Consider the following 26,331-nt stretch of genomic DNA (forward strand, 5'->3'; position numbering starts at 1 on the left):
CTTCCTAATTTTTATTTATATAATTATATCATTTTAACAAACAAGAGTATATAAAACTATTTTTTGTTAGCTTTTATATACTCTTGTTTTAATTCTTATCCTATTTTTATATAATCTCCTGATACGTATCCGTATCCTCCATTATACTTTATCTTGTGCCATCCATTTTTACTTTCTACTATTTCTACTTTTGCTCCATTTGATAATGTCCCTATCTTTGAATAACCTGATCCGTAACCACTTCTTACATTTAATGAAGTTGCTGTTACTACTCCTGTTTTTGTTGTAGATGGTGGGTTTGTTGTGCTCCCTCCTATTTTTATATAATCTCCTGATACGTATCCGTATCCTCCATTATATTTTATCTTGTGCCATCCATTTTTACTTTCTACTATTTCTACTTTTGCTCCATTTGATAATGTTCCTATTTTCGAATAGCTTGATCCGTAACCACTTCTTATATTTAATGAAGTTGCTGTTACTACTCCTGTATTTTTAACTGTTTCTCCTGGATTTGTTGGTGGTGTTGTACTTCCATCCACTTTTATATAATCTCCTGATACATATCCGTATCCTCCATTATACTTTATCTTGTGCCATCCATTTTTACTTTCTACTATCTCTACTTTTGCTCCATTTGATAATGTTCCTATCTTTGAATAGCTTGACCCATATCCACTTCTTACATTTAATGAAGTTGCTGTTACTACTCCTGTATTTTTAACTGTTTCTCCTGGGTTTGTTGGAGGAGTTGTACTTCCATCCACTTTTATATAATCTCCTGATACGTATCCGTATCCTCCATTATACTTTATTTTATGCCATCCATCTTTACTTTCTACTATCTCTACTTTTGCTCCATTTGATAATGTTCCTATCTTTGAATAGCTTGACCCATATCCACTTCTTACATTTAATGAAGTTGCTGTTACTACTCCTGTATTTTTAACTGTTTCTCCTGGATTTGTTGGTGGAGTTGTACTTTCATCTACTTTTATATAATCTCCTGATACGTATCCATATCCTCCATTATATTTTATCTTGTACCATCCATCTTTACTTTCTACTATTTCTACTTTTGCTCCATTTGATATTGAACCTATAACTCCATAACTAGTTCCATACCCACTTCTTACATTTAATGAAGTTGCTGTTACTACTCCTGTTTTTGTTGTAGATGGTTGTTCTGGATCTACAGGTTTTTCTCCACTGCCATTTATTTCTATATTTTCTTTCAAGTATTTTTCTACTCCATTTGCAATTCCCGTAGCTAATTTATCTTGGTATGATGAACTTGCTAAATTTGCAGATTCATTTTGATTAGTTATAAACCCACTCTCAAATAAAGCTGCAGGCATATTAGTTTCTCTTAAAACAGCGAAGTTTGCACTTTTAACTCCTCTATTTCTAGCATTTGTCTCACCTATTGCCTTAGTTTGAACATCTTGAGCATATGGTTTGTGATCACTTTTATTCGTATGATAGTATGTCTCTATACCATTTGCACTAGTTGCATCTGCAGAGTTTTGATGAATTGAAACAAATACATCAGGAACATAGCTGTTTGCCATCTTAGCTCTATCACCTAAAGATATAAATTCATCACTAGTTCTACTCATTTTTACTTCTATACCCTTAGCTTCAAGTTTTTGTCTAACTTTATTTGCAACTTGTAAATTTAGTTCATCTTCATAGTTTCCATGTCCAACTGCCCCACTATCTTCTCCACCATGTCCAGGATCAACAAAAACTTTATAGTGATCTCTATCTACTTTTGGCATAGCAGCAAAGCTATATGCTCTTATCTTATTTTGAGGAACGTATACTTCTAATATATGTACCTTGTCATCTATCTTCTGGCTTAAAAATACAGTCCCTGAATTTACAGGCGTTACAATTCCATCTTCACTTATTTTAACTGTATCATTATCTGACATCTCCCAATTAGGATTTTTTGATAAATTTAGAGTTTCTCCTTTTCTTAAAGATACCCCATCATCTACTACGACTTCTTCATTTTTATGTTTATCCATAACCGCTGAAAACTCAGCTTCTACATTTTCATTAGCACTTACAGGAACTATACTTCCAACTGCTGTTGTTGCTGATATTATTCCGAATGTTACAATATATTTTATAAGTTTTCTATTTCTTCTACTCAATTTTACGTCTCCTCTATAATTAACATTTTGCTATCTCACATTGTTTATACGGATATATTCTAACATATTTTATACATTTTTTACAATATTTTGCATTTTTTGTCAATTAGTCAACAACAAAAAAGTATCAATTATATTTTAATGTAATTGATACTTTTCATTTTTAATTATTAATAATGTTCACTAATTTTTTTAATTTTACTTTATCAATTTCTCCAAACGGATTTTTATCAACTCTAACTGCTGTTCCAAAGTGGAAATTTTTGTTATTTGTTAACTTTTTTATTTGCTCTATATTTTCAAAATTTAAGCCGCCTCCTAATAATACCTTTGCATGCTTAGATTTATTTTTCAAAGTATTTATATAGTCAATATTATCTATTATCTTTCCTTTACCTCCAGATGTTAAGATATTTGTAATTTCATTATGTCTATTTATCACATCTATAGAATTGAGTAAATTTGTTTCATCTATCGCTCTATGAAATGTAATTTCTAATCCTTTAGAAGCACTTATTATAGTTTTTAGCTGATTTTCTTGTATATTATTTTGTTCATCTAACATTCCAATAACTATACCATTGGCTCCTAGTTCTTTTACTTTTTCGATGTCTTTTAGCATGATACCTATATCTGAATCACTATACATAAAGCTTTTAGCATGATGTCTTATCATCACATTTACTGGTATATTTACACTTTTTATAACTTCATCTATTAACCCAAAACTTGGTGTAAGTCCACCTTCTGTAAGAGCACTTACAAGTTCAATTCTATTTGCTCCACATTCTTCAATACTTATAGCATCTTCTACGCTCATAGCTATAATTTCTAGCATTGCTCCTCCTTATCTAATTTACAAATTATATCTGCAAATATTTTAGTATTTAATATAATATCATCTATAGTCATAGATTCATCACTAATATAAGCTATTTCATTTTTCACATTATTACCAACGTTAAATTCAATAGCTATTTTTCCTTTTTCAAAATTTAAGTTATCTAAATTTAACTGTTTTTTTGAATTTTCATTAGTAAACAATTCTTTTTTTTCATAAAAATATTTATTTATTAATAAAAAACATTTATTTAGTTTTTTATGTTCAATAAAATTTTCTTCTACTAAATAGTTTACTAAATTGATTATAACATTATTTCCATATATACCAGTTTTAGCAATATCACTATTTATAAAAGATTTTATAATTACATGATTTTCATTTATTTTAATATTTATATTTTTATATGTACTTATAATTCCTTCTTCGGAATTTGCCTTATTTTCTAAATAACATATTATATCCTCATATATGTATTCTTTAGGAACTTCAATACAGCAATATTTGATATTTTTATCTATTACTAAATCTTGGTGAATTCTTATATTTTCTATATCTAAATAATTTTGTATAGTAAATTTACCAATTATTTTGTCTCCGTATACTACAGGGTATTTACAATCTGATTCAAATGTCTCTATAGTCGACTTCTCTTTTCTCAAGTAATTTTTAATATGTTTAAATCCAGATTCACCATTCATTGCAAATATTATCCTAACTTTTCTATTCAATTTAATTTTAGATTTTTCTATAGTTTTTAGTGCATATAATGAACTTATTATTGAATGTTTATTATTCAATACGCCTATTACAAATATGTAATCATCTCCGATTCCATATTCAGCATATCCAATATCTCCATCAATATTTTCAGTTTTAAACCCTAGCTTTTTAGCAATTTCCAATGTTTCTTCTAATGTCATACCTACTTCTTTCTCAAAAGTATTTTTCTCACTCTCTATAATATCATTTATCAAGTCTCTTTTTAATTCTTTTATTTTATCATCCAGGATATTCATAAAATTCCTCAATTCTTATTTGTTCTATAGGTGCTTTTATTCTTAAAGAGTATGCATCTAACCATTCTTTTGATGCTACTTTGTGAACACTCTTCCCGTTGATACGACTACTTAAATATACTGTTGGCTTATGATATTGAGTTGCAATAGAAAAACTAAAACTATCTATATTTGTTGCCACTCCCCATTCACCTTTATTATTCATAGCAACTACTGATAAATCTCCAGCTTTCCCTCGTCTATTTAGAAGTTTTGTATCTAGTTCAAAAATAGCTTTATCACAAGCTTCTTGTGGACTCAACCCACTTTTCATTAGTCTAACTATTTCATAAGATATACAGCCTTTCATAAGATCTTCTCCTAAACCTGTCGCGGTTGCTCCTCCGATTTCACTATCTACATAAAATCCAGAGCCAGATAATGGAGAATCTCCTACTCTTCCATTTTTTTTCATAAATAATCCACTAGTCGATGTTCCTGCACACATTTTACCATTACAATCTAGAGATACCATTCCAACCGTATCATGGCCTATATATGGACTTAATCCTTTTTCTAATATTTCTCTTTTTCTTTTATTATAATGTTTTTTAGCTCTTTCACTTAACATATATTTTCTTTCAAATCCATTTTTGTGAGCATATTCTTCTGCTCCTATTCCTATTAAAAAACAGTTTACTTTTTCACTACTTAACTTTCTAGCTATTGATATCGGATTTGCAAAATTTTTCATTCCAGCAATAGCCCCAATAGATAATGTGTTTCCATCCATATATGCTGCGTCTAACTCTACTTCACAATTTTCATTAGGAAGACCCCCATATCCTACTGACTTGTAAAATGGATAGTCTTCTACTATTTTTATAGCGCTTTCAATTGCATCTCCTGCATCTATTCCTTTACTTAAAGCTTGAGCACTTTCATCAATTCCCTCAATTGCCGTTCTCCAAGTAGCTATTATCCCCCACATTATTAATCCCTCCATATTTTTAATAAAAGCCTTGGTTTCCCAAGGCTTTTATTTTTAGACTAAAACTTCTAATTTTAATATATTTACTTTATTTTTAACCCACTTATATTCCCTTGAATTTATGCTATGATTATTTAGCTTGGCGAGCTTTTATCATCTTTATAGCTGTCTTTAAAACTTTCTCTCCATTCATAGCTCCATAATCAAGACTATTTATAACATCTACTGGAGTTTTTGCATCAAATTTTTCTTGAACTTCTTTTAGCATAAATTTAACTTGAGGCCCAAGTAGTATGCAGTCCGGATTTTTTTGTTCTACTATTTTGTCTATATCAGCATATGGAAATGCTTCTACCTCTATTGGTAAATTATGTTGATTGGCAACATTTTGCATTTTACTTGCTAATAAACTTGTTGACATCCCTGCACTACAAAATAAGTATATTTTTTTATTCATTTTAATTTCCTCCTAAAAGTCTAATATATTTTTATTTTAATATTGTTAATTACTTATTTAATTTAAGCTCTTTTCTTAAGTCTATAATTTCTTTTACTAAATTTCTCTCACTTAAACATGTCATTAAATGATCTTGTGAGTGAATTAAAAGCATGCTTATTTCGACATTTTTCCCATCAGCATCTTTGTTTATTAAACTAGTTTGAATTTTTTGAGCTTCTAAAATTTCTTCATTTGCACTTTCCATATATTCATCGCTTTTTTTAAAGTCGCCTTTTTTAGCACAATGTAAAGCTTCATATATATGTGATTTAGCATTTCCTGCATGAATTATAACCTTTAGTATTTTATCTTGATAATTCATATTTTCACCACCTTACTAAGGTCTTTTGTTTGTTGTTAACGTTTTCTTTAACTATATTTTACAATAGACTTTTAAAAAAGGAAATAGTAAATTGTATTTTTTTAAAAAAATTTTACAATTAATTTTTATTTTACATTTTATTTCTTATTTTCAGTTTATTTTTCAAGGGTTTTTTCTATTTTTGTCTTAATTACTAGGGTTATATATATATTATAGCGTATTTTGCATTTATGTAAAAAAAAATTTCTTTATTAATTTATATTTTTTCAATTAGTTTCAAACTGTATGTCTATTGCATATAGATATAATGATAGGGTATGCCTATTAATTAAAATATATATGAGGTGTTTTTATGCAAAAAAAATATGACTGCAACTTTTGTAAACAAAAAAAATGTACATCGGAATATTGTGAATGTGACAATTGTAACCTAAACAAAAGTTCCTCAAATTTATTTGAACTTGAAACTTATGATTGTGACAACTATCCAGACAAAAACTATAATTGTAACACTTGCCAAAGTAACACTTTAAATTGCGATGAAAGCCAAATGTTTTTTTATTATGCTTGTGATTTAGATTTATATAAAAATTTGGTTGGATGCGTAGGTAGAATACTTGGTTTTAAACTTTCTAATAGCGATTGTATTTTAAGGTTAAAAGTAAAAAAAATTACTCCATGTAGTATATATGGAACTACACCTTCAGGAAAAGGTCCTATATGTATAAAATTATCAGCTATTGACTATGTTGATTTTGGTAAAGAAGTATATGTTAATCCATTGTGTAATATAAATAAGTCTGAAATATTAACATTACCTAGCACTCAAGGTCCTAAGGGCGATACCGGTGCTACTGGTCCTCAAGGTCCTAAGGGTGACACTGGTGCTGCTGGTCCTCAAGGTCCTAAGGGTGACACTGGTGCTGCTGGTCCTCAAGGTCCTAAAGGGGATACTGGTGCTGCTGGTCCTCAAGGCCCTAAAGGTGACACTGGTGCTGCTGGTCCTCAAGGCCCTAAAGGTGACACTGGTGCTACTGGTTCTCAAGGTCCTAAAGGTAGCACTGGTGCTGCTGGTTCTCAAGGTCCTCAGGGTGATAAGGGTTCTACTGGAACTTCCGGTTCTCAAGGTCCTAAGGGTGATACTGGTGCTGTTGGTCCCCAAGGCCCTAAGGGTGAATCTGTAGAAGTTCCTAATAAGGTTAATCCTGTACCTTACAAACCTAACAAGAAAAAAATAGCTCCATCCAGCAAAAAATAATCTTACACAAAATGATAAAAAATAAAAGCGCTTATTAATAAGCGCTTTTATTTTTTATCATTTTTCTAACTTACTATATATAAATTCATACATATCAATAAATTCTTTAGCTAATTGTAAAAAATTCATAGTTGTCATTAAATGGTCTTGAGAGTGAACTAATACAACTCCCATTTCAGTTTTTTCTCCGCTAGCCTCTGCTTGAATTAACTCAGTTTGGAATCTATGAGCCTTAGTTAATGTTTCATTAGCTTCTTTTAATAACTCTCTTGCCTTTTCAAAATTTCCTAATTTAGCTTCACCTAACGCTTCATGTGCTGTACTTTTAGCATCTCCCGCATGACCTATTATACCAAATGATATTTCAAAAATTTTTTCATTCATAATTAAATACCTTCACTTTCCCCTATATTGTTATAATTAATTAAGTTTATATTATTATCTTCAAAAAACTGTTTTAGTTCAAATGAAGTTAATATTTCATGTTCTAATGTTCGTTGTATAGAATATGAGGTTGATTTTGATAAAAAAGCATCTACAAATGCAGGATGGCTCATTATATCCACAACTTTAAATTTTTTTATATCGTCAATGTTATTATTAAAATAATCATCACTTATATTATCCCCATAAAAACTATCTATAAGCGGAACTACTTTATCATAACTAATTTCATATTCAAATCCACCTCGTATAGGCAAATTATACTTTTTTAATATTTTCTCAATTACTGGTCTAAACTCTTCAAGTGTATGTATATGATGATGACTATCTAAATGACTTATTTTAACTCCAGCACCTATAGCTTTATCTATTTGTGAGCAAAGTTCTAGATATACCTCATCTAAATCAAATTCCATAGCCTTTTCTTTTGTTATTCTCCTAAAGAAGTATCCACTTTCATCTACCAAAGTTTTATGTGTATCTAAAACCGGTTTATAACAACTCAAAGTCATATGAACTCCACAGCCAAGCCCTCTGTTTTCATTTAAAAGCTTCACAGCTTGATTAAAACCAGGCATACCCGCCATTATACTACAAGAAGTTACAACGCCATTTTTATAGGCTGAAATAATACCCTGATTTACACCTTCACAGTAGCCAAAATCATCTGCATTTATTATTATATTTGTCACAAATACCCCTCTCCCCTCTTTCGCTTCCTCCGGTAAAACGTTTACATATTTAAAATAACATTTTCATATACAAAAATCAATATTATTTTTAAATTTTATTTTTAATTTTATTTTAAATTTTATTTACTTTTAGTATTCAAAGTCTATTTCAGCCTATAATTATACAAACTACTACTTAATAATTTTTGAAATTATAATTCGTCTAACACCTCTAACCTATATTTTTTATCATCCACTTTATATTTATCATATAGTAAACTAGGATTATTTATAAGTTTAGTTTTATTTAACCTTGTAAGCTTTTTCAAAAAACATTCTAGCTTCATTGCATCACTGCGAGAATTACTACTCCAGTATATTTCTAAATTTTTAAATCCTCTTGCTCTAGTATATTTCGAGTTCTTTCCTATTTTATGTTCATTAATTCTTCTTTCAATATCGCTAGTGTAGCCAATGTAATAAGTTTCATCTTTACAAGTTATTATATATGTATAATACATTTTTCCTCCAAAAAATAAATTAAGCAGCTAAAAGCTGCTTAATAATTAATATTTAACAGAATATAAGTATAGACCTTTAGCTGGAGCAGTATCTGATGATTTACTTCTATCTTTTGCGTCCAACATAAGTTTTATATCCTCAGGAGTTTTTTTATTTAACCCAACCTCTATTAAAGCTCCTGCTATTATTCTTACCATATTGTATAAAAAGCCATTACCTTCTACAAATATGTCTATCATATCTTTATTTTTATTTATAGTTATACTGTGTATCTCTCTTACATTAGATTTCTTTTTTGATTTAGACGATGCAAAGCTTGTAAAATCATGTTCTCCCACTAAATACTCACTAGCTTTTTTCATCAATTCTATATCTAACGGCTTTTCTATATAAGTACTATATTTTCTCAAAAACACATCTTGAGTTTTTGAATTATTTATTTTATATAAATAAACCTTTTGTTTTACATTATATCTTGAATGGAATCTTTCATCAACTTCTTCAACAGTTTTTATAACTATATCCTCTGGTAAATAGTTATTTAAATAATCATTAATTTTTTTAACTGATAAATTAGAGTTTGTTTTAAAATTAGCTACTTGATTGTAAGCGTGAACACCCATATCAGTTCTTCCTGATCCAATAATTTCTATTTTTTCATCTGCCATTTTACTAAGTACATCTTCAATCTTTCCTTGTATCGTATTATCGTTATCTTTTAATCTTTGAAATCCCTTGTATCTTGATCCGTCATACTCAATAGTCATTTTAATATTTCTCATTTTTATCCTCTTTCTATACAGACTCCAGTAGTGTATTTTTCAATGTAAATATAATACATGTGCCTTCACCTTTTTTACTTTTTATTTTCATTTCTCCACCATGTAGTTTTACGATTTCGTTACTTATAGCAAGTCCTAAACCACTACCTGCTTTATTATAGTTTTCTTGGAAAAATTTATCTAATACCTTTTCTAAATTATGTTCTTCTATACCTTCTCCATTATCAACAACACTAATAGTTGTATAATCTTCTTCTTGGTGAACTAAAACCTTTACATATCCATTTTCTTCTGTAAACTTTAAAGCATTTTGTACTAAGTTTATAAGAACTTGTCTTAATCTGTTTTTATCTCCTTGTATCGATCTCATTTGATGGTCTTCAACTTCACAACTTAATGAAATATTCTTTTCTTGTGACTTAACTTTCAATTGATTAACAACTCCAAAAGCTAATTGTTGAATATCAACCATATCTATTTGAAGTTTAATTCTATCAGATGATAATCTTGAAAAATCTAAAAGCTCTTCAACTAGTTTAATAAGTCTTTCTGTTTCATCTTGAATTATTCCTAGTCCTAAATCTAACTCTTCTTTTCCAATTCCTTCAAATCCTAAAGTCTCACTCCATCCTTTAATTGATGTTAAAGGTGTCCTTAATTCATGTGAAATTGATGATATAAATTCTTCTTTTAGCTTTTCACTTTTGTCAATTTCTTTTGCCATATGTTCGAATGTTTCTGCTAATTCTCCAATTTCATCATCAATTATAGCTCTTGGTTTTAATCTTATATTGTAATTACCATGAGCTAATTCATTTGCAAACTTTTTAAGTTCACTTAATGGATCAATCAAAGTATATGCAAATTTTAAACTTATAGATATTGCTATTAATAAAATAAATATACCTGCAAGTATTAGCCCTAAAACTATCTTAAATATAGTTCTATCAATGTAATCTAGTGAAACAGTATATCTTGCGACTCCTTCAATTTGATTATTAGATTTTAAAGGTACTGAAATACTCATAACATGTTCTCCAGTATCTTTTATTCTATATGTGCTTGTTGTTGTTTTATTTTTTAGAGCTTCATTTACATCTTCATAATGAGCTTTTTCTCTACTTCTAAACCCATATTGATCAATTATAATATTCTTCTTTTTGTCTATTATCTCTAATGCCATTTTTGAATCACTATCTATATCTCTTTTATCATACAAATTATTAACCTTTTGCTCAAATGAACTATCTCCCATATATCCACTATATATGCTATCAGTGTTACTAGCTTGATGCATAAGTGTTCTTCTTATCGAGTCATAATAATAATTTTGAGCATAGAATATAAATAGTCCTTCAAATAGTGTTACAGTTATAATAATTATTATAAAATAATTTTTTATTATTTTTTTTCTAAGTCCTGCAAAGTGTATCACTATTGTTCTTCCTTTCTCCAACAGTAACCATATCCCCAAACCGTTTGTATAAATTTAGGTTTTGATGGATCATCTTCTATTTTATTTCTTATTCTTCTGATATTTACATCAACTATCTTAAAATCATATAAATAATTAGTTCCCCATACTTCATCTAAAATTTGATCTCTACTTAAAGATTGTTTTTCATTTGTTATTAAAAACTTAACGATTGAAAATTCTGTTGGAGTTAACTCTATATCTGAATTATTTTTAGTTAACTTTCTTTTTTCTAAATCTAATATGAAAGGTCCACTTTCTATTATACTTTTATTCTTTGCATTTGCCTCTCTATTAATTCTTCTTGAAAGAGCACTTACTCTCATAAGCAATTCCTTTATACTAAATGGTTTAACCATATAGTCATCTGCTCCAGATATAAAGCCTTCTATTTTGTCTTCTTCCTGAGATTTAGCTGTAAGCATTATAATCCCAACTGAATCAAAATTGTTTCTTATATGCTTACATACATCTATTCCACTCATATCAGGTAACATAACATCTAACAATGCTATAGATATATTTTTTTCATTTGTTATTTTATCTATAGCTTCTTGTCCTGTTCCCGCTTCTATAACTTCATAGCCTTCTCTTTTTAAATTTATGCTTACAAAACTTCTTATACCTATTTCATCTTCTAAAATCAAGATTTTTTCATTCATAATACTTCCTCCCTGTAACCTAATAAATTGGTAAAAAATACCCTTTTATTGCTTCATTTGATATATCTAATTTTTTTAATACTTCAGGACTATTTACAAGCAACATAAATGATGCCTTGTCATTTTCTAAAATTATATATCCTCCATTATTAGTAGTCGAATTAGCACTTTTACTTTCATCAACATTATTTTTATTTACCTTACTAATAGTAAATAACTTTATAGGTTCTGTATGTTGAGTATCATAATACATAAATTCAAAATAAAGTTTATTATCTTTTGGAACTTCTTCAATATATATTTTATTGGCTAAATTATTAGGTATAAGCAATTTAAAATTATTAGAGTAATTGTAATAAACTTGACTTACAAAAACTAAATTTGATTCTTCATTCTCTTTTCCATTCCAACCATACCAACTTACATTAGCAGATGTTTTTTTATTGTATCCTCTAGTATTATTATTGATTATAGGTATCTCCACAACTCCATCGTGATTAATATCTTCTGGAGCCATATAATATGGATTCTTTGTTTTTATATCATTCTCATCAAATGCTTTCATCAATTTATTTCCACTCAAATACAGTATTTGAGTAAAATAAGATTCTCCACCTGTAAAAGGCTTGTATCCTAAAATAATTGCTTTTTTATCTTTTCGTACCTTTTCTATATCTATATATACATTATCTAAACTTTTTACATCGTTTATTATTGTATAATCTTTAAGCCTTATGTATTTATCGAAATAAGTTAAACTCACTATCATTTTATGAGTTTCTGGATTTAAACTACATATAACCATATCAGGCGTTCCATCATTATCTAGATTATCTATATATACCTTTGTATCAGTATATTCATTTGAATCCTTTATCCAATTTGGATCAAATCTATATAGCCTAGTTATCTTATTATTCTTAAATTGGCATATATCTAAATTACTCTTATTTCCATTTTTAGTTAATAATATTATTTCTTTATTCCCATCATTATCTAAATCAGAAAAGTATGTATACTCAATACTTTCTCCTGTAACTAAATATTCATCTACAACCGAATATACACTATCTTTTCCATAGTTCATTATGGAAAAGCCAACTTTTACACTTCCTTCATCTATATCTTCATTTTTTTGAAATACAACTAATTCATTTACTCCATTTTTATCTAAGTCAACTTCATTTATAGAGGATACATCTGAAGAATTTTTAGGTAGTAATGGTTTTGCTCCCTTTAAGGCACTCTCTATATTAACTTTTAACCTTAGTTTTTGTTCATTATAAGTAGGCTTTTCGATTAATTGTTCAGGTGATGCTGTACTTGTAGTACATCCTACATTTAAAAATCCTGCAAATAAAATCAATACAATTAATTTAAATAGCTTCATTTATTTTTCCTCTCTAGTTTTTAAATAAGCTTTAAACTTCTCTAGATTTTCTAGCTCTTTTTCCCTAATTTCACTAGTAATATTTCCTCTCCCTAATCTATCTGCCATCGATATTAAGGCAACCTCATTATAATCAATTTCTTTTATCATTTCTTCACAGCTAAAAAAAGGTAAGTTCTTATCAAAAAATAATGGTTGCATATGATATCTAACTAATTTAGAAACTGTATATTTTAATTCTTCATCATCTGTAAGCTTGTCCAAAATTTGTTTAGAAATTTGTTCACCTTCTACATCATGATTATAAGAAGTAATCCTTCCCTTTCTAATCTTAGTAGTAGTAATCTTTCCAATATCATGAAGAAGTGCTGCCCACATAAAAGATAAACTATCTTTAGAAATTTTTTTTATTTGAGCTGCATTATCTAAAACTAATAACACATGGTTTAAAACATTTCCCTCTGGATGATATTTTGGGTTTTGATCTATTGTTTCAAGCTTTAAAAGTTTGTCTTTAAGTTCAAAAGAATATCTATCATCCGAAATTATTTTTTTTATATATAAAGAAGGTGTTTCATCTTCTATTAAATGATTACTCATTTCTTTAAAAGTTAATTTTTGACTCATAGTGTACACATCCTTATGTTAGTTTTTAAATTTCCAAAACAAGAGCTTATTAAAATAAGCTCTTGTTTTGAATTTTTATTCTTGTGAGTTATCTATTTCATCTATAACTTTTGTTTCTTCTTCAATTTTTTCAGATTTCTTATTTTTTGCTAATTCCTCATTTTTTATAACTTTATTATTTCTAGACTTGTTACTTGAGGTACTAACTTTATTGTTTTTTGGAAATAAATTAAAATTTAGCTTAATTCCATTTTTTTTCTGATTATTATTTGAATTAGCTTTTATACCATACTTTGATTTATCTCTTTCTGGAACTAAATCATTTAATACTATTTCAGCTTCCTTATCTTCTTTATCCATAATGTCATTTAATACTACTTCTTCCTTTAATACTTCTTTTGCTTGGTTATGTTTATTCTTGTTAGTTCTTTTCCTTGGCTGAGCTTTACTATTTTTTTTGGCTGACAATCTCATTTATATCCCCCCTTAAATTTATTACTACACTATATTTATATTTAAGAGGGCTTGTAATTATTTATTATTATTCATATATTTAGGTGGCTTAGGTCCTACATATTGATATATATAAGTTTTTAATCTACCATTATATAATTTTCTCTTTTTAGTAGCTTTTTTATTAAATGCATTTTCAAAGTCTTCATACGAAGTAACCATGTAATAAGACCATGTTTTAAGCTCTTTAAATGCATAACCTAAATCTTTGTATAGTTTTTTTACAGTTTGCTTATCTTCTAACCTTTCTCCATAAGGAGGATTTGTAACTATAAATCCAAATTTTTCTTCACTTTCAAAGTTTTTAGCATTGAAAACTTTAAACTCTACATACTCTTCTACACCTGCAAGTTCTGCATTTTTTTGAGCTATCATAACAGCTTCTTTATCTATATCATATCCTTGAATTTTAAAATCTACATCTGTATTCATTTTTTCAAATGCTTCTTTTCTTACATCCCACCATATATTTTTATCCATAGTAGTCCACTTTTCAGATATAAACTCTCTATTAAGTCCAGGAGCCATATTCAGTCCTAACATAGCAGCCTCTATTACTATAGTTCCTGATCCACACATAGGGTCAACAAAAATTCTTCCTGGCTGCCAAGGAGTTAACTGTACCATAGCAGATGCCATAGTTTCTCTTAATGGAGCCTTTGTTGATACTTCTCTATATCCTCTTTTATGAAGTGCCATCCCACTTGTATCTAATGTTATAGTTACTATGTCTTTATGAATAAACACTTGTATTGGATATTTTTCTTTAGTTTCTGGTAACATACCATCTTCTTGATAACTAGTTTTTAAACTTTCTACTACAGCTTTTTTTACAATTGCTTGTATATCTGAAGTTGAAAATAATTTAGATTTTATTGAAGATGCCTTTGAAACAGGGAATTCTCCACCATATGGAATGTATTTTGCCCAATTTATAGCTTTTGTGCTTTCAAATAAATCATTAAAAGTTTTAGCTTCAAACTCAGCAACTTTTAAAAGAACTCTTTCAGCAGTTCTTAGCCATATATTAGACATTGCTATTCCTTTTTCATCTGTTTTATACGTTACTCTTCCATCTTCAGTTTTTATTATTTCATAACCTAAGTTTGATATTTCATTTTTTAATATTTTTTCTATACCGAAAAAACACGGTGTTATTAATGTGTAATTTTTCATGTCTTCCTCCTATTGCTTAATGCTATCATTCATATTGCCCATTCGATAACCTAATAAATCTAAAGTTATATACCTAAATCCAATATCTTTAAACTTATCATGTGTAGTTTTTAATAAATTTTCATCAAAAAATTTATGTATCTCATTTTCTTCTACTTCTATTCTCGCTAAATTGCCATGTACTCTTACTCTAAATTGTTTAAATCCTAAATCTTGTAAGTATTCTTCACTTTTTTCAATCATTCTAAGCTTATCATTGGTTATAACTTCTCCATAAGGTATTCTTGTAGCCAAGCATGCAAATGCAGGCTTATTAAATGTAGGAACATTAAGTTCTTTTGATAAGCTTCTAATTTCTTTTTTCGTTAATAAACTATCCTTTAAAGGGCTTTTTATATTTAACTCTTCCAATGCTTTTAAGCCTGGTCTGTAATCTCCTAAATCATCTAAATTTGTTCCATCTAAAACATAATTTATATTATTGTCGTTAGCTATATTTTTTATATTCGTAAATATAGTTTTTTTACAGTAGTAACATCTTTTTTCATCATTTTCGATAAATTCTTTAACGTCAAAGTCATCAATTTTTATAACTATATGTTTTACACCTAATGCTTTTGTAAATTCCTTAGCTTCTTCTATTTCTCTATTTGAATGCATCATAGCATGTATTGTAACCGCTATGCATTTATCTCCTAACACATCATGTGCTACTTTTAATAAAAAAGTACTATCTACTCCACCTGAAAATGCAATTATAACACTTTCCATTTCTTTAAGTTTATTCTTTAGAATATTTAGCTTATTTGAAGTATCCATTCCCACATACCTCCCCCATTTTCTAATACATTTAATTATATACAATATATAGTTTTTTATCAAACATTTTAGAAGATGTGTCGATATTGTAATATTTTGTTTTTATTTGAGTTTTTTACCTTTTTGTATAATTAAAACAAAAAGAGTTGTCTTAATTTCTAAGACAACTCTTTTTGTTTTACCTTAAAATACTTTCTACTTTAAATATATAAATTTAATAAGTTCTTTTTCTATTTTTATGCTTTAATAATTCTTGTTTATAAAGTTCTCGCCTTTCTCTTTTTATTTGCAATTCTCTCTCTCTTCTTGCTTCTTTTTTCTTTTTAGATTTAATTGTATAAGCCCCAATACCTTTTAAAGTTGATACCACTCCTATAGCTATAGATATCTTAGGTAATAGTTTAACTATCTCTAAGTTAGTAAATAGCGTTTCTAACATGTTGTTGTCTATAAAAGTTGGTACTAAAAAAAACGGAGTCCATGATGCTAAAATACTTAGCAATGTAGAAAAAATTGAGTTTTCTTCATCTTCAATAGCCTTAAAAGATATATAAAATGCTATCATATATATAATAGGCGGTATCATAAAAAACATTATGTCATTTGTTGCATTATTAGAATTACTTTTTAAGTTTACATATACCATCGTATATGTAACTATTTCTATTGAAAATAGTACTGCAATTATAATTGAAAGAGATTTTATCATAGAGCTATTTTGTTTTTCCCCCATCAGCTGCCTCCCTATTTAGATTTTAAAAACAATATAGTTAACTAAAACTTTTAATTACATCTAAAATATTATCATATGATTCTGAATTTTAATACTAAAAATATCCAGTTTTTATTCAAAATTTTTATAAAATTTATTCATATTGTAATACTTTGTTTTTATTTGAGTTTTTTGTATATATATTATATTATAAACTTATCAGGGAGGGGATATTGTGACTTTAGATTTTAAACATTTAAATGACTTGCTTAGATGTAATAAAAATATAAAAATCGGTTTTATAGAAAATACTAATACATTAGAAATTAAGAACTTATCTAAATTACTTTCAACATTAGAACTTAAAAGTAATAGTATTGAAGATAATGCTAAATTTATTTATGATACTATTACAAACTTAGAAAATATAACTTTGTACATACCAAAAATTTATATACCAGAAAAAAGGGATTAGTTGTACTAATCCCTGAACATTATTTTATTTCTTTATCTTTATATAATTTTAAACTTATTATCATAGATATTGTTATCATAAATAAACTTATTATAGTTGTAACCATAGGAAACCCTACTGAACTTATTATGTTAATAATAGTATCCATAAATTCTTTATCTGAACTAGCCCCTTGTATAATACCTGTTCCTACTCCAATTAGTAAAAAAACCACTAAAAAATTTATTATTTTTCCTTTGGTTACTCCAAGCTTTAAAACTACAGGTATTATAACCGATATAACTAATACTGATGACAATACCCCTGTTATTATCAATAATTCTAAAGACACATCAGTTTTATTAACTTTGCTTATACTAAAGTATACTCCTAATAATAAAACCATAGATATTATTACCCCAAATATTCCTAAAACATATCTAGATATTACATACTCACTTCTTTTTACTGGAAGTGTTGATATAAGATTGTCTATACCATGCATATCCTCATATGCCATGGTTTGATATACAATTAAATATGAACCCATACAAAATAGCATACTTAAAAATGACGGAGAAAATATCGATACTATAATCCATATACAAAATACAAGCCCAATACTTTTTATAACCGAACTTAAATTATTTAAACTCATTTTTGTAAGATTTATTATATTTACCATATCTAACACCCCTTTGTATAATACATTAATATATCTTCTAAATTTGCATTATCATATACTACTTCTTCACCAAATACTTCATAAGCATTTTTAACATTAGATGTCATACCATTAAATCCAAAAGAATTTTCAGTATATGACATTAATTCTTTTTTTGTATCTACATCTAATAACTCTTTATTTCCTCTTATTATTTTGTGATTCTCAAGTATATCCTCTTTATTTCCTGAAAGGATTATATTCCCTTCGTATATAAATACAAGAAAGTCTGCTACTTTATCTAAGTCAGATGTTATATGAGTTGAATAAAATACCGTAGCTTCTTCTTTTTCTATATGTTCTTGTAAAATTTCAAGAAATTCATTCCTTACTAATGGATCTAAGTTAGCTGTTGGTTCATCCATTATTATTAACTTTGGATGATGTGATAGTACCATTACAAGCTCAAATTTCTTTTGTTGCCCTTTTGAAAGTTCTTTATATACTTTGTTTTCATTTAACTTAAATTTTATTATATATTTTTTATATAGTTGTTCATCCCAATTTTTATAAAATGGTTTTATTGATTTTTTTATATTTTTCAATTTATTTTCTTTCATATAACCGGATACATCTCCTATGTACCCTATAACTTCTTTTGTTTCAATATCATCTACTCTCCTTTCTTTACCAAATACTTTTATAGTTCCGCTGTCTTTTTTCAGCATATTCATAATTAACTTCATAGTTGTTGTTTTACCTGATCCATTAGGCCCTATAAATCCAGTTATATATCCTTTTTTAATTTCAATATCATTTATTTTTAAATTAAAATCTCCTAGAGTTTTATTTAAGTTTTTTATCTCTATAGCATTCATACATTAACCTCCTTAAAGTTCTACATATAAACTTTTAAATATTTCTATACCTTCTTCTAAAGTTATACCAACTGATTTTGCTTGTTTTATAACTATTTCAAGTTTATTTTCTATCTCATATAAAGCAGTTTCTCTTAACCTATCTTTATTTTGCATAGATACAAATGTTCCTTTACCTGCAATCGTCTCTATAAATCCTTCTTTTTCAAGTTCCTCATAAGCCCTTTTTATAGTTATAATGCTTACCTTTAGTTCTTTTGCAAAATTTCTTATAGAAGGTAATCCCTCCCCTTGCTTTAGTGTAGAATCTAAAATTTGATTTTTAGTTTGATTTTTAATTTGTTCATAAAGTGGAATTGTAGATGTATTGCTTATATTTATATTCAATTTTACACCTCATTTCTTTATATAATATGTATAGTGTGTATAAACTGTGTATATTATATATATACACTTTATATACACCATTGTCAACTTTATCTTCTTCAAATTTAATAAAATAAAAAAAGAACCTTTATATAAAGGTTCTTTTTTTATTTTATTAAAAGTTTTTCTTTCCATTCATCTTCTTTAAATCCTATAAGTACATTTTTTCCATCAAATGCTATAGGTCTTTTTATAAGCATTCCATCACTAGCTAAAATTTCTAGTAATTTATCATCACTTTCGCTTTTAACTATATCTTTAAGCCCAAGTTCTCTATATTTAACTCCACTAGTGTTAAAGAATTTTTTTAATTCATATGTACCTGTTTTATACATAGTTTCTAATTCTTCTTTGCTAGGAGGATTTTTTACTATTTCTATTTCCTCAAAATCTATATTATTCTCATTAAGCCAAACCTTGGCTTTCCTAACTGTAGATCATCTAGAATATCCATAAAATTTTAACATATATATCACTTTCCTTTACTGTATTTTTTATATTATTACACAGTTTTCTACATGTTAAAACATTTTCTTAAAATAAAATTTAATCATTCCACGGAACAACTTCAACTTCTCCATAGCATCTATCATTTAAACGGTTAGAATACTCACCTTTATAATTAATGATATATAGAACTACTAATTCCACGTATCTAGTCCCTATTTGAAGTATATTCCACATATCTTCAACTGTTAAATTAGCTCTTTTAGTTTTTCGAGTCGGATGAACAACTTTATTTCTAAAATATGTAAATATATCAACTCCATCATTGAACTTGTTATATATATACTCATTGAATAAATTTAATTCTTCTTTTCCATAATATATACTGCACTCATCTAATAAGATTCTTATATTGTCAGAGGCTGTATTCTTTTCAAACTCTACATCAGTTAAAATTTTATTTTTTTCAACAATAACAACATAAGACAATGTTTCTAGTGCAATTTGTAAGGATACAACATTATTTTCTATACTTATATTATCTATAGATTCTATGTACCAGTCTACTACATGCTTTAACGCTGGACCATAGTAAGAATCATGTAATTTTCTGCACATTAAGTTCATATATTTTTCAATATTATGATGATTTGCTATAGTGTCAGACCATGTAGGAACATATTTAAATGGAGTTGTTAAAGACTCCTTCCATAGCCTAAATGTATTTTGATTGTCTTTATAGCCCATTACCATACATATACCTATGTATCTTCCAGCTAAAAAGCTAAGCGTATCTGATATCTCATCTAATAGTTTAAATATATATGTTGACTTAAATACTTTATTATCTTTTCTTTTTATTCTTCCTATATGTGTAATTATGCTACCATTTTTAAACCTTAACTCTTCATATAGTTCTTTTTTATAATCGTATCTTTTATCAATTATTATCTCATATCCACTTATTTCAAACTCAATTCTTCCAGCAAACAATTTATCCATATACTTTATAAGGGTTCCTTGCTTTTTGTCAAAATTTACAATATGAAAATCTATGTAATCCACATATCTATTTTTTGATTTTATTATTCCGCTGCTAACGTATCCATCTACATAATTTTTTTGTATACTATTTATATTAACTTGGAAAGGTTGATATCCATGGACTTCTATAACCCCTTCCAGGTAATCATCTTTAAGAATTTCTAAATCTATATTTTTATGACCTAGTACTTTAGCTTCAAAATTTATACATACGGGAGGACTAATTCTATAGTAGATCCGGCCCTTACATTTATATAGCTTGTCTAGGTAAATGCAAAAATTTCCTTCATGAATAACTATATCTTCATCGACTCCATATTCTAAATAAGGAGAAGATATAGCTTCTTTTACTACCTTCATTTTTAGCCCACCTTCATTTTACATAGTTGTCTTAATATTATAACATATAAGACAAATAAACAACATTTATTTGTCTTGTTTCAAAATTGAATATAGTTTTAAATCTGTATACATACCCTTATGAGGTCTATCACTTCTTAATATCCCATCTAAACGCATTCCATTTTTTATCATAACTTTTTCAGATGCAGAATTTCCTGATATACATTTAGCTTCTATTTTATTTAAGTTCATATTTTTAAACCCAAAATCTATAACACTACAAAGAGCTTCTGTTATTATTCCTTTATTCCAATAGTCACTATTTAATATATATCCAACCTCAGCTTTGTTATTTAATTCACTATAACTTGAAAATCCACACATACCAATTAATTTTCCATCTTCTTTTAAAGTAACTCCCCAAGGAGTAGCCTTATCATTTTCATATCCATTTATTATCATATCTAGCATCTTCTTTGTAGTGTTTATACTTTTATCAAAATCTATTAACATATATTTTGATAGATAATCATTCGATAGGCATCTATGTAATTCATTGATATCATTTCTATAAACTTTTCTAAGTATTAACCTTTCAGTATGTAAACTTGGTAAATCTCTAAATACGTATATCAACAGCCGATCCTCCTTATTAAATTTTTAAAATTACATATTCCAATTCTTTACAACCTTACATTATTCGCCAAATGTTTTTTTAATCCCTTTATATTATAATATTAAATTTGGTAATAATATCTATTTTTAATTTTATATAATTTATTGTTAAGTACTTTTATAGGAAATAACTAAAAAGAAGATGTAGTTTATACATCTTCTTTTTACATTGTTTTAAATGATGTGGACAACATAAGTTTAATCCTATTAATTTGATTTACTTCACTTGCTCCTGGGTCATAGTCAATTGGAACAATATTTGCATTTTTATAAATTCGTTTAAGTTCCTTAATAACCCCTTTACCTGTTATATGATTTGGTAAACAAGCAAAAGGTTGCATACATACAATATTTCCTACTCCACTTTCTATAAGCTCTACCATTTCAGCTGTTAATAGCCATCCCTCTCCTGCTTGATTTCCAATCGAAACTATCTTAGAAGCTTTACTAGCTAATGTTTCAATACTCTCTGGCATATTAAATCTTTTACTATTTTTTAATGCTTTTAAATAATGTTTTTGATACATCTCTATTGTGTCTTTCATTAACTTTCCGCCTAATTTTTTATATTTTTTATCTAACAAATACTCTGACTTATAATAAGTATTATAAGCACAACTTAAGAAGAAATTCATCAGTTCTGGAACAACAACCTCGACTCCCTCAGCCTCTAAAACATCTACAATATTGTTATTTGCCAGTGGGTGAAATTTAACCAAAATTTCTCCTACCAATCCAACTCTAGGTTTATTTTGTTCATTTATAGGAAATTCATCAAATTCTTTAACTATGTTATATATATTTTCTTTAAAGTTAGATAAACTAGCCTTTTTTAAACTAGCCTTACAAATTTCTAGATGCTTTTGATATAGTTTATTTGCACTACCCTTATATTGTTCATACGGTCTTACTCTATGTAAAACTTTCATAAGTAAATCTCCATAAATAGCTGCCATCATCACTCTATTTATAAGCCCTAATGAAAATGCACTATATAAATTTCGTTTTTCTTCTCCATTTAAAGATAATGATATTACTGGAATATCACCATAACCTGCATCACTCAATGCCTTTCTCAAGAAGCCAATGTAATTTGTAGCTCTACAAACACCTCCTGTTTGTGTTATCGCAACCATAGTTTTGCTTAAATCATATTTTCCACTTTTTATAGCTTTAATCAACTGCCCTATAACAATTATCGCAGGATAACAGGCATCATTATTAACATATTTCAATCCTTCTTCTATAGCTCCGTCATAGTCTTTAAGCACTTCAATGTTATATCCACAAGATTTAATTCCATGTTCTACTAACTCAAAGTGAATAGGAGACATTTGCGGCATTAATATAGTATAATTTGATTTTGTAGATTTGTTTATTTTTCCTTTTATATATGTTTTTTTCCTTTTATCTATCTTTAACCCATTAATATCTCTTTCTTCTATAGATGCTTTTAATGATCTTAATCTTATTTTTGCTGCTCCTAAATTATTACCTTCATCTATTTTTATGCATGTATAAATTTTACCTTCACCATTTAAAATTTCTTGAACTTGATCAGTTGTAACCGCATCTAATCCACATCCAAAAGAATTTAATTGTACAAGTTCTATGTTTTTTACAGACTTTACAAAATTTGCAGCTCTGTAAAGTCTTGAGTGATATGTCCACTGATCAACCACTCTTAAAGGTTCTTCTAACTTTCCTAAATGTGCAACACTATCCTCTGTTAAAACTGCCATGTCTAATGAATTTATCAACTCTGGTATTCCATGATTTATTTCTGGATCTATATGATATGGTCTTCCTGCTAACACAATGCCTCTTTTATTATTTTTATTTATTATTTCTAGAGATTTTTCTCCCATATACCTCATATCTGCTTTAAATTTTTCATATTCTTCAAATCCTAATTCTACACTTTTATCTATCTCTTCTTTGCTAATTTCTAAAAAATCTTTATCATAATTTTTTATTTTATTTAATTCTTCTAAAAGTCGTTTCTTTAAAGAATTTTTATTGTGTATAGGTAAAAATGGGTTAATATAATTTATTTTATTTTCTTTAATCTCACTAATATTATTTTTAATTACTTCTGAATAAGACATTACAACAGGACAATTAAAACTATTGTTGGCATTTTTAAATTCTTTACTCTCACTCCTAATACATGGATAAAATATATTTTTGATACCTTTTTTTATTAAATTTTGTATATGACCATGAACTAGTTTTGCAGGATAACATGCAGATTCTGATGCAATAGAGTCCATTCCCTGCTCATAAATATCCTTTGAAGATGCATCCGACAAAACAACACTAAATCCTAAATTTGTAAATATAGTATGCCATAAAGGATAATCTTCATATATATTTAAAACTCTAGGAATTCCAATTACTTTTCTTATTGCGCTTTCTTCATCTAAATTTCTGTAATTAAATACTCGTTTATATTTATAATCAAATAAATTTATATCAACTTTTTCTTTTCTATATAAACCCATACCCTTTTCGCATCTATTTCCAGATATGAATTTTTCTGAGTTTCCAAAATCATTTACAGTAAGCAAGCAATTATTTGAACACCCCTTACATCTTGATGTACTTATTTTTAAATTTATAGAGTTCATAGATTCTTTATTTAAAAGAGTCGTTATATAACCTTCTTTATACTTTTCTTTTGCAATTATACTTGCACCAAAAGCTCCCATTATACCGGCTATATTCGGTCTTACAACTTCTCTACATGTTAAATTTTCAAACGATCTTAAAACCGCATCATTATAAAAAGTACCACCTTGTACAACAGGATACTTTCCAATATCCTCAGATGATTTCATTTTTATAACTTTGTACAATGCATTTTTTATAACAGAATAAGAAAGACCTGCACTTATATCTCCTACCGAATTCCCTTCTTTTTGAGCTTGCTTTACTCTAGAGTTCATAAAAACTGTACATCTTGACCCTAAATCAACCGGATGTTTTGAAAATAATGCCTTTGTAGCAAATTCTTTTATATCTAGATTTAATGACTTAGCAAATGTTTCTAAAAAAGATCCACATCCAGATGAGCAAGCTTCATTTAAGATAATAGTTTCAATTACCCCTTGATTTATTTTTAAGCATTTCATATCTTGCCCGCCTATATCTAGTATAAAATCAACTTTCGGCGAGAAAAATTTAGCTCCTTTATAGTGGGCTATAGTTTCTATCTCTCCAAAATCAACTTTCAAGGCACTTTTAATTAATCCTTCTCCATATCCTGTTACTACAGAATTCACGATTTTCGCTTCACTTGGTAATTTACTATATAGATTATTTAAAATACCTATAGTTGATTTTAAAGGGTTCCCTTCATTACTTTTGTATTCTGAAAATAATAAATTTCCACCTTCATCTATTAATGCAACTTTTGTAGTTGTAGACCCAGCATCAATACCTAAAAAACATTTACCTTTATAGCTTGATATATCTGTTGATTTTACTACATTTTTTTTATGTCTATTTTCAAAGATTTCATATTCTTTTTCGTTATCAAACAATGGTTTAATGTTAGAGCTAACTACATCTTCTATATCTTTTAAACTTTCTATGTTTTTTATTAAATCACTAAATAACATATAGTTATTTTTATATGATAATGCAGCACCCATAGCTATGTACAACTGTGCATTTTCAGGAAATATAATATTATATTTATCTAGTTTTAGTACATCTATAAATCTATTTCTTAGTTCTGATAAAAAATATAGTGGTCCTCCTAAAAATGCAACATTACCTTTAATTTTTCTTCCACATGCCAATACACTAATTGTTTGAACAACTACAGCATGAAATATGCTAGCAGCTATATCTTCTTTCCTAGCTCCTTCATTTATAAGTGGTTGTATATCTGTTTTAGCAAATACTCCACACCTAGCAGCTATGCTATATATATTTTTATAGTCTTTAGCTAAATCATTTAGCCCTTTAGCATCAGTTTTTAATAATATTGCCATCTGATCTATAAAAGACCCTGTACCACCAGCGCATATTCCATTCATTCTCTGCTCTATACCATTGGTCAAATATATTATTTTAGCATCTTCTCCCCCAAGTTCTATAACCACATCAGTTTCTGGATTATAAGTTTCAATCGCCTTTGTACTTGCTATTACTTCTTGAACAAATTCTACATTTAATTTTTTTGCTAATTTCATACCTCCAGATCCGGTTATAACAACAGATATTCTATTATCACCTATACTATCATAAGCTTCATTTAATAAACTTATAACTGAATTTTTTATATCTGATAAATGCCTTTTATATGATTTAAATACCATATTTTTGCTATCATCTAATACAATAACTTTTACTGTAGTTGATCCAATATCGATACCTATATGGAAATCATCTATCATAAAATCTCCCCCCATTATTTAGGCCAAATTGATTATCACTATAAAATATGAATTTTTACTTCATCATATTACATATACTATTTTTAGTTACAGTATTTAAAATTATCACAATACGAATTTTTTTTATATTTT

Annotated in this window: 27 protein-coding genes; 2 read left to right on the forward strand and 25 right to left on the reverse strand. The window is 27.6% G+C overall.

Annotated elements, in window-relative coordinates; translation table 11 throughout:
* Positions 1–95: 95 nt before the first annotated feature.
* The 6 genes from ACRDDE_RS07180 to ACRDDE_RS07205 form a co-directional block, all read right to left on the reverse strand.
* Positions 96–2,162, reverse strand: coding sequence for an SH3 domain-containing protein (locus ACRDDE_RS07180; protein WP_438626610.1), 2,067 nt, complete (start codon positions 2,160–2,162; stop codon positions 96–98).
* A 163-nt stretch (positions 2,163–2,325) separates the two neighbouring features.
* The gene (locus ACRDDE_RS07185) at positions 2,326–3,000 is read right to left on the reverse strand and encodes a copper homeostasis protein CutC (protein WP_438626611.1); all 675 of its coding nucleotides are present in this window, start codon (positions 2,998–3,000) and stop codon (positions 2,326–2,328) included.
* Entirely contained in the window at positions 2,994–4,022 is a 1,029-nt protein-coding gene (locus ACRDDE_RS07190; RefSeq protein WP_438626613.1) for a hypothetical protein, read from the reverse strand. The genes ACRDDE_RS07185 and ACRDDE_RS07190 overlap by 7 nt, the downstream gene beginning before the upstream one ends.
* On the reverse strand, positions 4,006–4,992 hold the full coding sequence (locus ACRDDE_RS07195; RefSeq protein WP_438626615.1) for a N(4)-(beta-N-acetylglucosaminyl)-L-asparaginase: 987 nt from the start codon (positions 4,990–4,992) through the stop codon (positions 4,006–4,008). The genes ACRDDE_RS07190 and ACRDDE_RS07195 overlap by 17 nt, the downstream gene beginning before the upstream one ends.
* Positions 4,993–5,122: 130 nt before the next feature.
* Positions 5,123–5,449: a PTS sugar transporter subunit IIB gene (locus ACRDDE_RS07200; protein WP_021431139.1), complete on the reverse strand. Its 327-nt coding sequence runs from the start codon at positions 5,447–5,449 to the stop codon at positions 5,123–5,125.
* Between the two features lie 49 nt (positions 5,450–5,498).
* Positions 5,499–5,813 (reverse strand): PTS lactose/cellobiose transporter subunit IIA, encoded by a 315-nt coding sequence (locus tag ACRDDE_RS07205; protein ID WP_438626617.1) that lies wholly within the window; start codon positions 5,811–5,813, stop codon positions 5,499–5,501.
* 352 nt (positions 5,814–6,165) lie between these two features.
* Between ACRDDE_RS07205 and ACRDDE_RS07210 the strand changes: the two genes are divergently transcribed.
* Positions 6,166–7,071 (forward strand): hypothetical protein, encoded by a 906-nt coding sequence (locus ACRDDE_RS07210; RefSeq protein ID WP_438626619.1) that lies wholly within the window; start codon positions 6,166–6,168, stop codon positions 7,069–7,071.
* 57 nt (positions 7,072–7,128) lie between these two features.
* On the opposite strand, the gene ACRDDE_RS07215 is transcribed toward ACRDDE_RS07210, so the two are convergent.
* The 12 genes from ACRDDE_RS07215 to ACRDDE_RS07270 form a co-directional block, all read right to left on the reverse strand.
* Positions 7,129–7,455: a PTS lactose/cellobiose transporter subunit IIA gene (locus tag ACRDDE_RS07215; protein WP_438626620.1), complete on the reverse strand. Its 327-nt coding sequence runs from the start codon at positions 7,453–7,455 to the stop codon at positions 7,129–7,131.
* 2 nt (positions 7,456–7,457) lie between these two features.
* Positions 7,458–8,207, reverse strand: a complete 750-nt coding sequence (locus ACRDDE_RS07220; RefSeq protein WP_438626622.1) for a carbohydrate deacetylase — start codon at positions 8,205–8,207, stop codon at positions 7,458–7,460.
* A gap of 191 nt (positions 8,208–8,398) precedes the next feature.
* Positions 8,399–8,707, reverse strand: a complete 309-nt coding sequence (locus ACRDDE_RS07225; RefSeq protein ID WP_438626623.1) for a GIY-YIG nuclease family protein — start codon at positions 8,705–8,707, stop codon at positions 8,399–8,401.
* A 45-nt stretch (positions 8,708–8,752) separates the two neighbouring features.
* Positions 8,753–9,490, reverse strand: a complete 738-nt coding sequence (gene truA, locus ACRDDE_RS07230; RefSeq protein ID WP_438626624.1) for a tRNA pseudouridine(38-40) synthase TruA — start codon at positions 9,488–9,490, stop codon at positions 8,753–8,755.
* 13 nt (positions 9,491–9,503) lie between these two features.
* Positions 9,504–10,925, reverse strand: a complete 1,422-nt coding sequence (locus ACRDDE_RS07235) for a sensor histidine kinase (RefSeq protein ID WP_438626677.1) — start codon at positions 10,923–10,925, stop codon at positions 9,504–9,506.
* A complete protein-coding gene (gene walR, locus ACRDDE_RS07240; protein WP_438626626.1) occupies positions 10,925–11,626 on the reverse strand; it encodes a cell wall metabolism DNA-binding response regulator WalR in 702 nt (233 codons plus the stop codon). The genes ACRDDE_RS07235 and walR overlap by 1 nt, the downstream gene beginning before the upstream one ends.
* A gap of 19 nt (positions 11,627–11,645) precedes the next feature.
* Positions 11,646–13,016 (reverse strand): hypothetical protein, encoded by a 1,371-nt coding sequence (locus ACRDDE_RS07245; RefSeq protein WP_438626628.1) that lies wholly within the window; start codon positions 13,014–13,016, stop codon positions 11,646–11,648.
* On the reverse strand, positions 13,017–13,643 hold the full coding sequence (locus ACRDDE_RS07250; protein ID WP_438626630.1) for an HD domain-containing protein: 627 nt from the start codon (positions 13,641–13,643) through the stop codon (positions 13,017–13,019). It lies immediately after the preceding gene.
* Between the two features lie 75 nt (positions 13,644–13,718).
* Positions 13,719–14,117, reverse strand: a complete 399-nt coding sequence (locus ACRDDE_RS07255) for a hypothetical protein (RefSeq protein WP_438626631.1) — start codon at positions 14,115–14,117, stop codon at positions 13,719–13,721.
* A gap of 57 nt (positions 14,118–14,174) precedes the next feature.
* The gene (locus ACRDDE_RS07260) at positions 14,175–15,332 is read right to left on the reverse strand and encodes a THUMP domain-containing class I SAM-dependent RNA methyltransferase (protein ID WP_438626632.1); all 1,158 of its coding nucleotides are present in this window, start codon (positions 15,330–15,332) and stop codon (positions 14,175–14,177) included.
* A gap of 9 nt (positions 15,333–15,341) precedes the next feature.
* On the reverse strand, positions 15,342–16,151 hold the full coding sequence (larE, locus tag ACRDDE_RS07265) for an ATP-dependent sacrificial sulfur transferase LarE (protein WP_438626633.1): 810 nt from the start codon (positions 16,149–16,151) through the stop codon (positions 15,342–15,344).
* A 214-nt stretch (positions 16,152–16,365) separates the two neighbouring features.
* Positions 16,366–16,884 (reverse strand): hypothetical protein, encoded by a 519-nt coding sequence (locus ACRDDE_RS07270; protein WP_438626634.1) that lies wholly within the window; start codon positions 16,882–16,884, stop codon positions 16,366–16,368.
* Between the two features lie 214 nt (positions 16,885–17,098).
* Between ACRDDE_RS07270 and ACRDDE_RS07275 the strand changes: the two genes are divergently transcribed.
* Complete coding sequence (locus ACRDDE_RS07275) at positions 17,099–17,338, forward strand: hypothetical protein (protein WP_438626635.1); 240 nt, start codon at positions 17,099–17,101, stop codon at positions 17,336–17,338.
* A gap of 19 nt (positions 17,339–17,357) precedes the next feature.
* Here ACRDDE_RS07275 and ACRDDE_RS07280 read toward each other — a convergent pair whose 3' ends face one another.
* From ACRDDE_RS07280 to ACRDDE_RS07310, 7 genes are all read right to left on the reverse strand, one after another.
* Complete coding sequence (locus ACRDDE_RS07280; protein ID WP_438626636.1) at positions 17,358–18,002, reverse strand: ABC-2 transporter permease; 645 nt, start codon at positions 18,000–18,002, stop codon at positions 17,358–17,360.
* A gap of 2 nt (positions 18,003–18,004) precedes the next feature.
* A complete protein-coding gene (locus ACRDDE_RS07285; RefSeq protein ID WP_438626637.1) occupies positions 18,005–18,859 on the reverse strand; it encodes an ABC transporter ATP-binding protein in 855 nt (284 codons plus the stop codon).
* 12 nt (positions 18,860–18,871) lie between these two features.
* Positions 18,872–19,246 carry a GntR family transcriptional regulator gene (locus ACRDDE_RS07290; protein ID WP_438626638.1) on the reverse strand — a complete coding sequence of 125 codons (375 nt, stop codon included), beginning with the start codon at positions 19,244–19,246 and terminating at the stop codon, positions 18,872–18,874.
* A gap of 146 nt (positions 19,247–19,392) precedes the next feature.
* A complete protein-coding gene (locus ACRDDE_RS07295; protein ID WP_438626639.1) occupies positions 19,393–19,752 on the reverse strand; it encodes an arsenate reductase family protein in 360 nt (119 codons plus the stop codon).
* Positions 19,753–19,831: 79 nt separating this feature from the next.
* Positions 19,832–21,136 (reverse strand): hypothetical protein, encoded by a 1,305-nt coding sequence (locus tag ACRDDE_RS07300; protein ID WP_438626640.1) that lies wholly within the window; start codon positions 21,134–21,136, stop codon positions 19,832–19,834.
* Between the two features lie 66 nt (positions 21,137–21,202).
* The gene (locus ACRDDE_RS07305) at positions 21,203–21,754 is read right to left on the reverse strand and encodes a GNAT family N-acetyltransferase (protein WP_438626641.1); all 552 of its coding nucleotides are present in this window, start codon (positions 21,752–21,754) and stop codon (positions 21,203–21,205) included.
* 203 nt (positions 21,755–21,957) lie between these two features.
* Complete coding sequence (locus ACRDDE_RS07310; protein WP_438626642.1) at positions 21,958–26,199, reverse strand: acyl-CoA dehydratase activase-related protein; 4,242 nt, start codon at positions 26,197–26,199, stop codon at positions 21,958–21,960.
* Between the last annotated feature and the right edge of the window lie 132 nt (positions 26,200–26,331).

It is taken from the genome of Paraclostridium sp., from assembly GCF_051656405.1.
In the GTDB taxonomy this organism is placed as follows: Bacteria; Bacillota; Clostridia; order Peptostreptococcales; family Peptostreptococcaceae; genus Paraclostridium.